This is a genomic window from Micromonospora sp. KC721 (assembly GCF_004348355.1).
Lineage (GTDB): Bacteria > Actinomycetota > Actinomycetes > Mycobacteriales > Micromonosporaceae > Micromonospora.
On sequence record NZ_SMJY01000180.1, the window covers coordinates 1 to 12332 of the forward strand.

At 73.0% G+C, this 12332-nt stretch carries 14 protein-coding genes; 5 read left to right on the plus strand and 9 right to left on the minus strand.

What is annotated here, in order from left to right; genetic code table 11:
• The 3 genes from E1182_RS24265 to E1182_RS24275 form a co-directional block, all read right to left on the minus strand.
• A partial coding sequence (locus E1182_RS24265) for a helicase-related protein (protein WP_256370856.1) occupies positions 1–1538 on the minus strand: 1538 nt, incomplete at its 3' end.
• A gap of 23 nt (positions 1539–1561) precedes the next feature.
• Positions 1562–1762 (minus strand): DUF397 domain-containing protein, encoded by a 201-nt coding sequence (locus E1182_RS24270; RefSeq protein ID WP_132269323.1) that lies wholly within the window; start codon positions 1760–1762, stop codon positions 1562–1564.
• A 38-nt stretch (positions 1763–1800) separates the two neighbouring features.
• On the minus strand, positions 1801–2643 hold the full coding sequence (locus E1182_RS24275; protein WP_132269325.1) for a helix-turn-helix transcriptional regulator: 843 nt from the start codon (positions 2641–2643) through the stop codon (positions 1801–1803).
• A 143-nt stretch (positions 2644–2786) separates the two neighbouring features.
• On the opposite strand from E1182_RS24275, the gene E1182_RS24280 reads away from it, so the two are divergent.
• Genes E1182_RS24280 through E1182_RS24290 form a run of 3 tightly spaced genes read left to right on the plus strand, consistent with a single transcriptional unit; the run spans position 2787 to position 5580 of the window.
• Positions 2787–3413: a GPP34 family phosphoprotein gene (locus tag E1182_RS24280; RefSeq protein WP_132269328.1), complete on the plus strand. Its 627-nt coding sequence runs from the start codon at positions 2787–2789 to the stop codon at positions 3411–3413.
• Between the two features lie 50 nt (positions 3414–3463).
• A complete protein-coding gene (locus E1182_RS24285) occupies positions 3464–4990 on the plus strand; it encodes an APC family permease (RefSeq protein WP_132269330.1) in 1527 nt (508 codons plus the stop codon).
• Positions 4987–5580 carry a GNAT family N-acetyltransferase gene (locus E1182_RS24290; protein ID WP_132269332.1) on the plus strand — a complete coding sequence of 198 codons (594 nt, stop codon included), beginning with the start codon at positions 4987–4989 and terminating at the stop codon, positions 5578–5580. Before E1182_RS24285 ends, E1182_RS24290 begins: the two co-directional genes overlap by 4 nt.
• Before the next feature lie 99 nt (positions 5581–5679).
• Here E1182_RS24290 and E1182_RS24295 read toward each other — a convergent pair whose 3' ends face one another.
• On the minus strand, positions 5680–6501 hold the full coding sequence (locus E1182_RS24295) for a SigB/SigF/SigG family RNA polymerase sigma factor (protein WP_132269335.1): 822 nt from the start codon (positions 6499–6501) through the stop codon (positions 5680–5682).
• A 367-nt stretch (positions 6502–6868) separates the two neighbouring features.
• On the opposite strand from E1182_RS24295, the gene E1182_RS24300 reads away from it, so the two are divergent.
• Positions 6869–7588, plus strand: a complete 720-nt coding sequence (locus E1182_RS24300) for a hypothetical protein (protein WP_243706395.1) — start codon at positions 6869–6871, stop codon at positions 7586–7588.
• On the opposite strand, the gene E1182_RS24305 is transcribed toward E1182_RS24300, so the two are convergent.
• Positions 7559–9226, minus strand: coding sequence for a phospholipase D family protein (locus tag E1182_RS24305; RefSeq protein ID WP_371687600.1), 1668 nt, complete (start codon positions 9224–9226; stop codon positions 7559–7561). The two genes, E1182_RS24300 and E1182_RS24305, sit on opposite strands and share 30 nt — an antisense overlap.
• A gap of 60 nt (positions 9227–9286) precedes the next feature.
• Here E1182_RS24305 and E1182_RS32775 point away from each other — a divergent pair, with 60 nt between their 5' ends.
• Positions 9287–9415, plus strand: a complete 129-nt coding sequence (locus tag E1182_RS32775) for a hypothetical protein (RefSeq protein ID WP_256370857.1) — start codon at positions 9287–9289, stop codon at positions 9413–9415.
• Positions 9416–9459: 44 nt separating this feature from the next.
• On the opposite strand, the gene E1182_RS24310 is transcribed toward E1182_RS32775, so the two are convergent.
• From E1182_RS24310 to E1182_RS24325, 4 genes are all read right to left on the minus strand, one after another.
• The gene (locus tag E1182_RS24310) at positions 9460–10446 is read right to left on the minus strand and encodes a pirin family protein (RefSeq protein ID WP_132269337.1); all 987 of its coding nucleotides are present in this window, start codon (positions 10444–10446) and stop codon (positions 9460–9462) included.
• A 13-nt stretch (positions 10447–10459) separates the two neighbouring features.
• On the minus strand, positions 10460–10939 hold the full coding sequence (locus E1182_RS24315) for a MarR family winged helix-turn-helix transcriptional regulator (protein ID WP_132269340.1): 480 nt from the start codon (positions 10937–10939) through the stop codon (positions 10460–10462).
• Between the two features lie 210 nt (positions 10940–11149).
• Positions 11150–11737 carry a general stress protein gene (locus E1182_RS24320; protein WP_132269342.1) on the minus strand — a complete coding sequence of 196 codons (588 nt, stop codon included), beginning with the start codon at positions 11735–11737 and terminating at the stop codon, positions 11150–11152.
• Between the two features lie 251 nt (positions 11738–11988).
• The coding region (locus E1182_RS24325; RefSeq protein ID WP_207921495.1) for a cellulose binding domain-containing protein at positions 11989–12332 on the minus strand (344 nt) is incomplete at its 5' end.

The following is a 12332-nucleotide window of genomic DNA, read 5'->3' on the forward strand; positions in this document are numbered from 1 at the left end:
CCGTCGGACCCGGCAGCCCGCCCACCCTGCCGGGTGGGTAGGGCGGCGCGTAGCCGGCGTATCTCCGCCCGCCAGCGGGCCGTGGCGGCGGGGTCGCCACCGGCGCGCAGCCGCCGCCAGGCCGCGGCCAGGTCGTCGTCCCGGCCGGCCAGCCCCTCCTCGGCCAGCAGCGCCACCAGTTCGGCCGCCCGGTCCGCGCCGACCCGTTCAGCCCCGTCGAGCAGCGCGCGGGCCAGCCGAGGGTGGATCCCGGCGGCGGCGAACGCCCGCCCACGGGCGGTGATCCGACCGTCGGAGTCGACCGCGCCGAGGGTGGCCAGCGTCTCCCGGGCCACGGCCAGCGCGGCCGGCGGCGGCGGGTCGGGCAGGGCCAGGCCGGCACCGTCCGGGCTTCCCCAGGCCGCCAGCTGCAGCGCGAAACCGGTCAGGTCGGCGGTGGAGATCTCCGGTTCGGGTTGCGCCGCCAGCCGCTCGTGGGTGCTCGCCGACCAGCACCGGTACACGTACCCGGGGCCCTGGCGGCCGGCCCGGCCGGCGCGCTGGGTGGCCCCGGCCCGGGACACCGGCACAGTGACCAGGGCGCCGAGCCCACGCGCCAGATCGGTGCGGGGCACCCGGCTCAGCCCGGCGTCCACCACCACCCGCACCCCGGGCACGGTCAGGCTGCTCTCCGCCACGGTGGTGGCCAACACCACCCGGCGGTGCGGCGCCGGCCGCAGCGCGGCGTCCTGCTGCGCGCCGGACAACCGTCCGTGCAGCGGCAGCACAGCCACCTCGCCGGCCAGGTCGGTCAGCCGCCGGGCGACGGCGGCGATCTCACCCGCCCCGGGCAGGAAGACCAGCAGGTCCCCGTCGCGTTCCCGCAACGCACGGCGGACGGTGGCCGCCACGTGGTCGAGCAGGGCCGGGTCCACCCGGCCCGCGCCGGGCGGCGCGACCGGTCGGGGCGGGGGCGCCCAGACCCGGGTCACCGGGTGCAGCGCCCCCTCGGCCCGGACCACCGGGGCCGGCCCGTCGACGCCGCCGAGCAGCGCGGCGTACCGGTCGGCCTGCGGGGTCGCCGACATCGCCAGCAGCCACAGGTCGGGGCGGAGCGTGGCCCGGGCCTCCACGGCGAAGGCGAGCGCCAGGTCGGCGTCGAGCTGTCGCTCGTGGACCTCGTCCAGCAGGACGGCACCCACCCCGGGCAGCTCCGGGTCGTGGTGCAACCGACGCAGCAGCAGCCCGGTGGTCACCACCTCGACCCGGGTGGCCGGGCCGGCGCGTCGCTCCCCGCGCACCGCGTACCCGATCCGCCCGCCGACCGGCTCGCCGAGCAGGTCGGCCATCCGGCGGGCCGCGGCGCGGGCGGCCACCCGGCGGGGCTGGGCGACCAGCACCCGACCCGCCACCCGGTCGGCGACGGCGAGCGGGGCCAGGGTGGTCTTGCCGGTGCCGGGGGGCGCCACCAGGACGGCGGTACCCCCGGCCGAGAGGGCATCGACCAGCGTCGGGAGCGCCGGGCTGACCGGCAGCGTGCAGGAGACGTCGGAGAGCACGCTGCCACTGTGGCACCCCGGGATCAGCCGGGGCGTACCGCCTCGACGCCGGCGACGAAGGCGGTCCAGGCCGAAGCCGGGAAGACCAGCACCGGTCCCGGCCGGTTCTTGCTGTCGCGTACGGCCACCCCGGCGCCCACCGCGGCAACCTCCACGCAGTTGCCGTTGCCGATGCTGCGGGTGCTGGTGCGCCAGTCCGCCCCGGCCACGTCGAGCGTGATCATCCCGTACCTCACGTTCCCCCGAGCGCGCCGTCATGCGGTCACGCAAAGTGACGAGAAGCCGCCTCCAGGCGGGCTGTGGAGTCCGCTGGAGACAGTGCCAGTCGGCGCAGCTCCTCGTGCACAAGGCTATACCCGCGCACGTGCGCGGCCTCCTCCAGTGCCAGGCCTGCCGTGAGATTGTCCAGGTAGACCACGGATGCGTCGGCGGCGTCGGCGAAGTTGAGGATGACGTACGGGGTGCTCATCGCGGGGTGTCCACCCACCGAGAACGGCAGTACCTGGATCGTCACGTTGGGTGATTGGGAGAGGTGTGCCATGTGGGTCAGCTGCTCCGCCATCACCGTCGGCCCGCCCACCCGACGGCACAACACCGCCTCGTTGAGCACCACCGACAGCTCGACCGGGTCGTCCCGGTGCAGCACCTCCTGGCGACGCAGCCGCGCCGCCACCTTGCGCTCCAACCCCTCCTCACCGGCCGTGCGCCGGTACACCTCGCGGGCGTACGCCTCGGTCTGCAGCAGCCCTGGCACCGCCTCCGCCTCGTAGGTGCGTAGCCGGGCCGCCTCGGCCTCCAGTCCGACGTAGAACTCGAACCACTCCGGCAGCACGTCGCTGTAGTTCTGCCACCAGCCGCGCTGCTGCGCGCCCCGGGCGATCTCGATCAACACCTCGGCGTCCGCCCCGGTGACCTGGTAGAGCGCGAGCGCGGCGCGGACGTCGCGCGGCTTGATGCCGATCTGGGCGTTCTCGATGCGGGAGAGGTTGCTCTTGGACATGTCGAGTTGGCGGGCCGCCACGTCCAGGGTCATGCCGGAACGCTCGCGCAACTGGCGCAGTTCCCGGGCGATCCGGCGGCGACGAACGGTGGGACTGACGGTCACCCTCCGAGTCTGTCACGCGAAGATTCGCAGCTCATGGGTGCACGTAGTGCAACCGGCGATTCCGGGAGTTGCATCCGGCGGTGGGTGCGGGCATCCTGTCACCCGGCGTCGATCACCTGTGGACTCACCGCGTTGGAGGCTCGTTGCTCATCGCTGACGAGTTCTTCCTCATCGTCCACAACGACAATCGGGGCAAGGCGAAGCTTCACCCGACCGCGACCGGGTTGGGGCTCGCGGGTGCGCTCCTCGGTGAGCTGGTCCTCTTCGGACACCTCACGGTGGCCGACGGCCGGGTCACCGTCATCGACCGGCGTCCCCCGGTCGACGCGCTGGCGCACACCGTGCTGGACCAGCTGATCGGCGAATCCCAACACCAGGAGATCCGTACCTGGCTGGCCTTCCTGGCCCAGTCGTCGATCACCTCGGTGGGGGATCGGCTGGCCCGGGCCGGCGTGCTGCGCCGGCAGGAGAGCCGGCGGCTGCTGCGCACCAGCGTCAGCTACCGGCCGATCGACCTCAACGCGATCGCCTGGCCGGCGACCCGGCTGCGGGCGCTGCTCGAACGGCCGGAGCCCCCCACCGTGCCGGACGCGGTGCTGCTGGGGCTGGTCGCCGCCGCCGGGCTGAGCCGGGAGGTGCTGTGGAGCGCCAGCCCCCGGGCCCACCACCGCCTCGGCGTGCTCGTTCCGGCGCTGCCTCCCCCGCTGCGTGAGCTGGTGGCGCACACCGAGGCCGCCGTTGGTGCGGCCGTGCTGCGCGGCGCCCCCTGAACCGCACCACCACCACCTCCCACCCCTCACCTCGAACCGGAGCAGCTGCCATGCCCCCGACAACAGCCACGCTGCAACGCCCCAGCAACGTCTCCGACGCTCTGGCCCGGGGCCGGCTCGGCGTACCCTCGGTGATCTTCTTCGTCCTCTCCGCCGCCGCGCCGCTCACCGTGGTCGCCGGTGTCGTCACCACCGGGTACGCGGTCACCGGCGTCACCGGCATCCCGCTGGCGTTCCTCGTGGTCGCCGCCGTCCTCGCGCTCTTCTCCGTCGGCTACGTGGCGATGGCTCGCCGGGTGGAGAACGCCGGCGCCTTCTACGCGTACGTCTCCCATGGGCTCGGCCGGCCGGCGGGCGTCGGCGCGGCCTGGGCGGCGCTGGTCGCGTACAACGCCCTGCAGGTGGGGCTCTACGGCGCGATCGGCGCGGCGTCGGCACCCGTGTTCGGCACGCTGTTCGGTGTCGAACCCCACTGGGCTCTGGTGGCACTGGCGGCCTGGGCGGTGGTCGCCGCGCTCGGTCTGCTGCGGGTCGACGTCAACGGCCTGGTGCTGGCGGTGCTGCTGATCGCCGAGATCCTGGTGATCGTGGTGTTCGACCTGGGCCAGCTCGGCAACCCGGCCGGCGGCGCGGTGAGCCTCGACGCGCTCACCCCGGCCAACCTGCTGGTGCCGGGGTTGGGCGCGGCGCTGGTGCTGGCCACGACCGGCTTCGTCGGTTTCGAGTCGGCGGTGGTGTTCAGCGAGGAGAGCAAGGATCCGAAGCGGACCGTGCCGTTGGCGACCTACCTGTCGATCGCGATCATCGCCGGGGTGTACGCCTTGTCGTCCTGGACGATGACCGTGGCCACCGGGCCGGAGAACATCGCGCAGCAGGCCGGTGAGCAGAGCGTTGGGTTGATCTTCAACCTGGCCGGTACGCACCTCGGCGGCACCGTCGTCACCATCGGCCAGGCGCTCTTCATGACCTCGGTGCTGGCCGCGATGATCTCGTTCCACAACACCACGGCCCGGTACGCGTTCGCCCTCGGCCGGGAGCGGGTGCTGCCGGCCGCTTTCGGCCGAACCTCGCCGCGCACCGGCTCGCCCCGGGTCGCCTCGCTGGCGCAGAGCCTGCTCGGTCTGGTGGTGATCCTGCTGTACGCGCTGAACGGCTGGGATCCGGTCCTTCAGCTCTTCTACTGGGCCGGCACCGGCGGTGGGTTCGGGGTGCTGCTGCTGATCGCCGCCACCAGCATCGCGGTGATCGCCTTCTTCACCCGCCACGCCTCGACCGAGAACCTGTGGCGGCGGCTGGTGGCGCCCGGGCTCGCGGCCGTCGCGCTGGTCGCCATCATCGTGGTGGCGGTGGACAACTTCGCCATCCTGCTCGGCGTGGCGCCGGACTCCCCGCTGCGCTGGGGTGTCCCGGCGGTCTACCCGGTCACCGCGCTGCTCGGTGTGCTCTGGGGGCTGGTGCTGCGACGCGCCCGCCCCGACGTGTACGCCCGCATCGGCCTCGGCGCGGCGAGCACGGCGGCGACCCTGAAGACGGCCACGGCCGAACCGGCGCCGGCCGGGACGGGGGCGTCCCGGTGAGCGGGCCGGCCATCGAGCGGCTCGGCCCGGGGGAGACCCGCGCGGTCGCCGCGCGGATCGCCGACGCGTTCCAGGTGCTGGCGGCGACGGTCTGGTTGGTGCCGGAGGCCAGCAAGCGGGAGGCGGCACTGACCGGCCACTTCGAGATTCTGGTGGACCATGCCATGCGGCACGGGCTGGTCTACGGCACCGCCGACCGGGCCGGGGTGGCGGTCTGGTTCCCGCAGGTGGGTGAACCCGCACCGCCTCCGGCCGACTACGACGCCCGGCTGGCCGGCGCGTGCGGCGAATGGATCGACCGTTTCCGCCACCTCGACGCGTTGTTCGAGGCTCACCATCCGCACGACGAGCACCACCATCTGGCGTTCCTCGCGGTGGCTCCGCAGAGGCAGGGGCAGGGCATCGGCACCGCGCTGCTGCGGCACCACCACGCGGTGCTCGACGCCGAGCAAGTGCCGGCGTACCTGGAGGCGAGCAGCGAGAGCAGCCGTGACCTGTACGCCCGACACGGGTACGTCGGTCGCGAGCCGTTCCGGCTGCCGGACGGGACGCCGTTCTTCCCGATGTGGCGGGAGCCCTCCGGTCGCTGAGGGCCGGCGGGCACAAAGCGGCCCGGCCGGCGAACCGCCGACCGGGCCGAGGGATGCCGCGGTGGCCGGGTCTGCCCGACCCGGCCGCCGCATCCCTGCCTAGTACGTGCCGTCGAGCTGCCCCCGCAGTTTGGTCAATGCCCGGGCCAGCAGCCGCGAGATGTGCATCTGCGAGACGCCGATCTGCTCGGCGATCTGCGACTGGGTCAGGTTGCCGTAGAAGCGCAGGGTGAGGATCTTCTGCTCGCGCTCGTCCAGCGTGGCCAACGCCGGGCCCAGGGCCACCCGCAGCTCGGCCAGCTCGAACTCGCCGTCCTCGTCGCCGAGCAGGTCGCCCAGCTCGGTCGCCCGGTCACCGTCGCCGGTCGGAGTGGACAGGGAGACCGCGTTGTACGCCCGGGCGCCTTCCAGGCCCTCGAGAACCTCTTCCTCGGTGAGCTTGAGGTGGGCGGCGATGTCGGTGACCGTGGGCGAGCGGCCCAGCGTCTGGAGCAGCGCGCTGTTCGCGTCGGAGATGGCCAGCCGCAGCTCCTGGAGGCGGCGGGGAACCCGGATGTCCCAGGTGCGGTCGCGGAAGTGCCGCTTCAGCTCACCGATGATGGTCGGGATGGCGTAGCCGGCGAAATCGACGCCGCGCGACGGATCGAACTTGTCGATCGCCTTGATCAGGCCGACGGCGGCGGTCTGCGCCAGATCGTCGGTGGGCTCGCCGCGACCGCTGTAGCGGTGGGCCAGGTGGTTGGCCAGCGGCAGCCAGGCCTCGATCGCCCGGTCCCGCAGGGCGGGCCGGGACGGATGGTCGGCGGGCAGCGCGGCCATGGCGTCGAGCAGGTCGGCGGCGCTGTCGGTGAGTGCGCGCGGATCCGGCTTCGGGGTGGGCGGTGCCGCTGTCGTCTGTCGGGTGATCGCTGGCGCGGTCATGGGTGGTCCTCCCTGCACCTCGTCCGCGGTTCAAAGACGTGACGCTTTGGTGTAGCGCGTGGTAGTCCTTTCGGGAGCAACCTTAGCCCTACCGGACTGACAAAATCTAGCCGAAAGTACGATGCACTTAAGCGGCATCAGGCCACTAAGTGCGTGGTAACCGGCAAAATGGCGACGGACGCAGCCAGCCATCTGGTGTCCTGTCGTGACCCGAACGGCCGCCCGCCCGCCTCGGACGGCGACGCCGACGTGACCGACCGGTCAAACACGTACCCGACATGTGACGGTGAGTGTCCGCTTTCCGTCCTTGTCGCATTCCGGCGGCCGGCCGTAGCGTCGCGGGTACACCCACAGGTACGGAGGAAGCGTGCTCGATCCCGCGGATCCGCAGCTCGTCGTCGACAGCCGCACGCTGCATGTCAGCTGGCTGCCGGCGGATCCCGACGGCGTCGCGGCGCTGGTCCCCCCCGGCCTGCGCCCGCGGGCGGACCGGCAGGTCTTCATGAACCAGTACGTCGTCGACGACGCCGCCCAGACCTCCGGCTTCGGCGCGTACTCGCTGACCTACCTCGGGGTGGCCCTGGTCGGCGTGGACGCACCCGGCGGGACGTCCCCCGGCGGCTGGTGGACCCACTACGTCACCTCCAGCCCTCGGCAGCGGGACTACGCCGCCGCCCGGGGTGCCCCCGCCGTGCTCGGCCGGACCACCATCGACCTGCGCGGCGACCTGCTGGTCGCCGAGACGGTGGCCGACGGGGTGTCGGTGATCCGCACCCGGGCCCGGGTGGGGCACACCGGGCACGAGGTGCGCAGCGGGCACCACCGCTACTTCACGATCCACGGCGGAGAGCTGCTCAGCGGGGTCTATCCGTTCATCTCCGAACCGGTCACCCCGTTCGAGATCGAGTCCGTGGAGTTCCTCGACCCCAGCCACCCGGCCTACGCGCTGCGCCCGGAGAACCCGCTGCTCATCCCCTGGGCGTTCTACGCCCCCCGCACCTCGTTCGCCTACCCCGGCGGGCTGTCCCGGTACCCCGGCGACCCGACCCCGGTCGGGTCACCAGGTGCCGGCACGCCGATCCCGTAGCGGCCGGCCGTCGGGGTCGTAGACCAGCCGGTACATCGGCAGCGCCCAGAGTCGGGTCAGCCGGTGCAGCCGTTCGGGGCGGTGCGGGCGCAGCCGGCCGGCGGGCCGCGGGCCACGGCAGCCGTCGTCGTACCACCGTTGGAGCGCGTCGGCCGCGGCGGTGATCGCCGCCACCGCCGACGAAGGATCGAGCAGGTCGGCGTCCTGGGCGCCGTCCGGGTCCCGGTCCAGGTGCTCGCGCCACAGCCGCAGGCGCAGCTCCCGGGCGAACAGCCGGGCCCCGTCACCCCGGCCGGCGGGATCGGTGGGTGCGCGGGTGTCCCGGGTGTCGTCCAGCACCGCGCAGGACAGCTCGCTGTCGTGCGTCCAGGACCGCCGGTTGAAGTTGTCGCTGCCCACGCTCGCCCACACGTCGTCGACCACGCAGACCTTCGCGTGCACGTAGACCGGCTGGCCCTGCCGGTTCTCCACGTCGAAGATGTGCACCCGGTCCGGGGCGGCCCGTTCGCACAGGCTGAGCGCCAGCTCCCGGCCCACCATGTTCGGCGGCAGGGCCAGCCGGCCGTCGACGTCCGGGTGGCGGGGAATCACCGCCACCAGGTGTAGATCCGGATTGTTCCGCAACGCGCCGGCGAACAGCTCCGCCACCTCGGCCGACCAGAGGTACTGGTCCTCCAGGTAGATCAGCCGACGCGCCCGGCGTACCGCCTTGGTGTAACCCCGGGCCACGGTGCGCTCGCCGTCCGGGGCGAAGGAGTAGCGGGGACGTACGGCGGGGTAGGTACGCAGCACCTGGACGTGGTGCGGGCCGCAGGGTGGGGGGTCCGCCGGCTGCGGCGGCAACGGGCCGGGGTCGAGGTCGGCCCCGCGCAGCCGGTCGCGCAGGTAGGCCAGCGGGTTCTCCGAGTCCAGCGGCATCGGATCGGTCCAGCGTTCCCGGAACGTGGTGTCCAACGCGCCGACCACCGGGCCACGCACCGCCAGCTGCACGTCGTGCCAGGGCGGGTGGGAACCGTACCGGGGCGACATCAGCACGGCCTGCGGGTCGCCCTCGTGCGTGGCGCCGTCCCGGCGACTGTGGCACAGGTCGATGCCGCCGGCGAACGCCACGTCCCGCTGTGGTGCGCCGGGGTGCCGCAGCACCACCAGCTTCTGGTGGTGCGAGCCGCCGCGGCGTACCCGTTGGTCGAGCAGGACCTCGCCGCCGGCCGCGCAGACCGCCTCGCTGAGGCTGCGGTTCTCCGCCTCGCTGTAGGACAGGGAGTCGAGGTGGGAACGCCAGACCAGGCCCTTCACCACCACACCGCGCTGCGCGGCCCGGGCGAGGAGCTGCACCACGGTGGGACCGCCCGGACGCATCCGCTCGTCCGGGTCGCCGCGCCAGTCGGTGAAGAAGAGGTGGTCGCCGGGGCCGAGCGCCTCCACCTCGGTGACCAGCCGGTCGAAGTAGGCGGCACCGTGAATGAGCGGCTCGGCGAGGTTTCCCGACGTCCACGCGGGTAATTCCGAGGCCGGGTTGGCGCGTTCCCCAGCGGTGAGAAACCAGTTCTCGATCGCCACGTTCCAGCTCCCCGAGGTCGACAACGTCCTCACGGTAGGTCCCCTGCCGGGCGGGCGCACGCCGGAGGCGATCCGCATGCGCCCACCGGGGTGACCACCGCATCCCTTGCGACGACGTACGCCGAGGAGGCACCAGCCATGCCCGCCGAGACCACGAACTCCGTGACCGAGACCTCTCCCCAGGCCGTGGCCAGCGAGCGGGGCGCGGTCCTGGCGGTGTTGCTGATGGTGATCCTCGGCGTCGCCGGGATCTTTGCCGTCTCCTGAGACCGGGCCGGGCACCCCGCCACCAGGGGCGCCCGGCGGTCGGGTCAGGGCCGCTCGGCCTGGCCGCCAGCGTGCGGCATCCGCTCGGCCGGGACCACCCCGAGCCGGCCGGCCTGGAAGTCCTCGACGGCCTGGATCAGCTCCGCCCGGGTGTTCATCACGAACGGCCCGTAGTGGGCCACCGGCTCCCGAATCGGCTGGCCGCCCATGACGTAGAGATCCAGCGCCGGGGTTCGGGAGTCCTGCCGGTCGTCGGCGGTGACCCGCAGCGCGTCGCCCGCACCGTGTACGGCGAGCTGGCCGGTGGCTACGGGCCGCTGGTCGGTGCCGACGGTGCCCCGGCCGGCGAGCACGTAGACCAGCGCGTTGAAGTCCGGCCGCCAGGGCAGGGTCAGCTCCGCGCCCGGTTGGAGCGTCACGTGCGCGATGGTGATCGGGGTGTGCGTCGACCCGGGCCCCTGGTGCCCGGCCACCTCGCCGGCGATGACCCGGATCAGCGCGCCGCCGTCGGGGGTGGTGAGCAGCGCCGCCTCCCGACCCCGGATGTCCTGGTAGCGCGGGGGCTTCATCTTGGCCACCCGGGGCAGGTTGACCCAGAGCTGGAGGCCGTGGAAGAGGCCACCGCTCATCACCAGGTGCTCCGGTGGCGCCTCGATGTGCAACAGGCCGCTACCTGCTGTCATCCATTGCGTGTCGCCGTTGGTGATCGTTCCGCCGCCGCCCTGCGAGTCCTGGTGGTCCATGATCCCGTCGATCATGTACGTCACCGTCTCGAAGCCGCGGTGGGGGTGCCAGCTCGTCCCGCGAGGCTCGCCGGGGGCGTACTCCACCTCGCCCATCTGGTCCAGGTGGATGAACGGGTCCAACTCGGTCATCGACACCCCGGCGAAGGCCCGGCGGACCGGGAAGCCCTCACCCTCGTACCCGCTGGGAGCGGTGACCAGGCGGCGCACCGGGCGGTAGCCGGTGGCCTCGCCGAGCCGGGGCAGGCGCGGCAGGACGAGGACGTCGTCGACGGTGATGGCGGGCATCGGGAACTCCTTCTTACTCACTGGGGGTGGACGACGCGTCGCGGTCGGCGCGCAGGCGCCGGCCCAGCCGTGCGAAGACCCGGGTCAGGGTGGCGACCTCGTGGTCGTCGAGGTCGTCCATCAGGTGCCGGCGCACCGAGGCCAGGTGCCCCGGCGCGGCCTCGCGTAGGGCGAGCAGCCCGGCGGCGGTGAGCACCGCCTCGCTGCCCCGGCGGTCCTGCGGACATGCCTCGCGGGCGACCAGGCCGCGTCGCCGCATGGACGAGATCTGGTACGTCAGCCGGCTGGGGGAGAAGACCAGCCGGTCGGCCAGCTCGCCCATCCGCAGTCGTTGCCCCGGCGCCTCGGAGAGCAGGACCAGCACGTGGTAGTCGGCGAAGCTGAGCCCGCTGTCGACACGCAGGTCCTCCTCCAGCCGGGTGTACAACCGCTGGCTCGCCTCGATGTACGCACGCCAACCGGCCAACCGTGCGTCGTCCAGACTCTCCGTCACGACCGCCAGCGTAGCAGAGTTTCAAATTTGAATGACAACTCGTGGCGCAGTGTATCGGACCGCCTCATCAGGTATGAGCCTCAGTCGTCGGAATTTGAAATCAACATTCGCACGCGGCACCCCGCCGGGCCCGGCCGCCCCGCCCGGCCGGGTTGCCCGGACGAGCGACATCCCGGCGCCGCGTAGCGCCGGGATGTCGTGGCGGTGGCCTCAGCGGGCGGTCGCGCCGGTCGGCGTCAGGTGCATCCGGTTCAGCAGTTGACGCGCCTGGTCGGCCAGGTGGGCGTCGACGATCACCGCGTACTGGCCGGCCCGCAGTGAGCTGGCCGAGGTGAAGTCGCGCTGACCGCCGGACATCGCGTGCGCGACCGCGCCGAACACGGCACCCCAGATCGCGCCGATCACCAGCCCGACGAGGATCACCGCCAGCCAGTTGCCGGCGGTGAAGATGCCGAACAGCAGGCCGATGAAGAGCCCGAACCAGGCTCCGGTGCCCGCGCCGAGCAACGCGGCCCGGGCCGTGGTGAGCCGGCCGAGCACGGTCTCCACCAGCGTGAGGTCCGTCCCCACGATCGCCGTGTGCTCGACCGGGAAGCGATTGTCCGCAAGGTAGTCCACCGCCCGCTGGGCGGAGGGATAGTCCGGGTACGACCCGATCGTCACCGTGGGCGTCTGCGCCTGCGGGCCGCTCCCGTCACCGCGGGCTGCGGTCGGCTGTCCGGCCGGCCCGGACGGGAGGTTGTCGCCGCCCGGCATCCCGGGACGCCAAGGGGCGATCGGGGCTGAGGGTCTGGTCATCTCATCCTCCTTCGTCGACCACCGGCGTTCCCCTGGCCCGGCCGGATAACCGGACCGGTCGAGGAATGCTCTCGCCGTGACGGCGCTCGTTCACGCCTGACGGTGACGGCTGGGCGCGACACGCCCGGGGGCTGCCACTGCTGAGCCGTCCAGCACTGACGTGCGCCTGGTTCTCGGTCGAGCGATCATCGGCAGGATGGGAAGCGGCTGCCGCCCGGTCCGGGTGAGCCGGACCGGGCGGCAGGTGCCGGTCAGGAGCAGGCGGTGCCGTTGAGGTTGAACGCCGACGGGGCGGGCAGGGTGGCGCCGGTGAACGTGCCCTGCCAGCCGACGCTGACCGTGCCGCCGGTGGGCAGGCTGCCGTTCCAGGCGGCGTTGCGCACGGTGATCCGGTCGCCGGCCTGGCTCCACTCGCCGTTCCAGCCGCCGCTCAGTCGGACGCCGGCCCCGGGCTGGAAGGTGAACGTCCAGCCGTTGATCGCGGCCCCCCGGTTGGTGATCCGGATTTCCGCGGTGAAGCCACCGGACCAGGTGTTCGGGGTGTAGGTCACGGTGCAGCCACCGGCCGGCGGGGGAGTGGTCGTGGGGGGCGGCG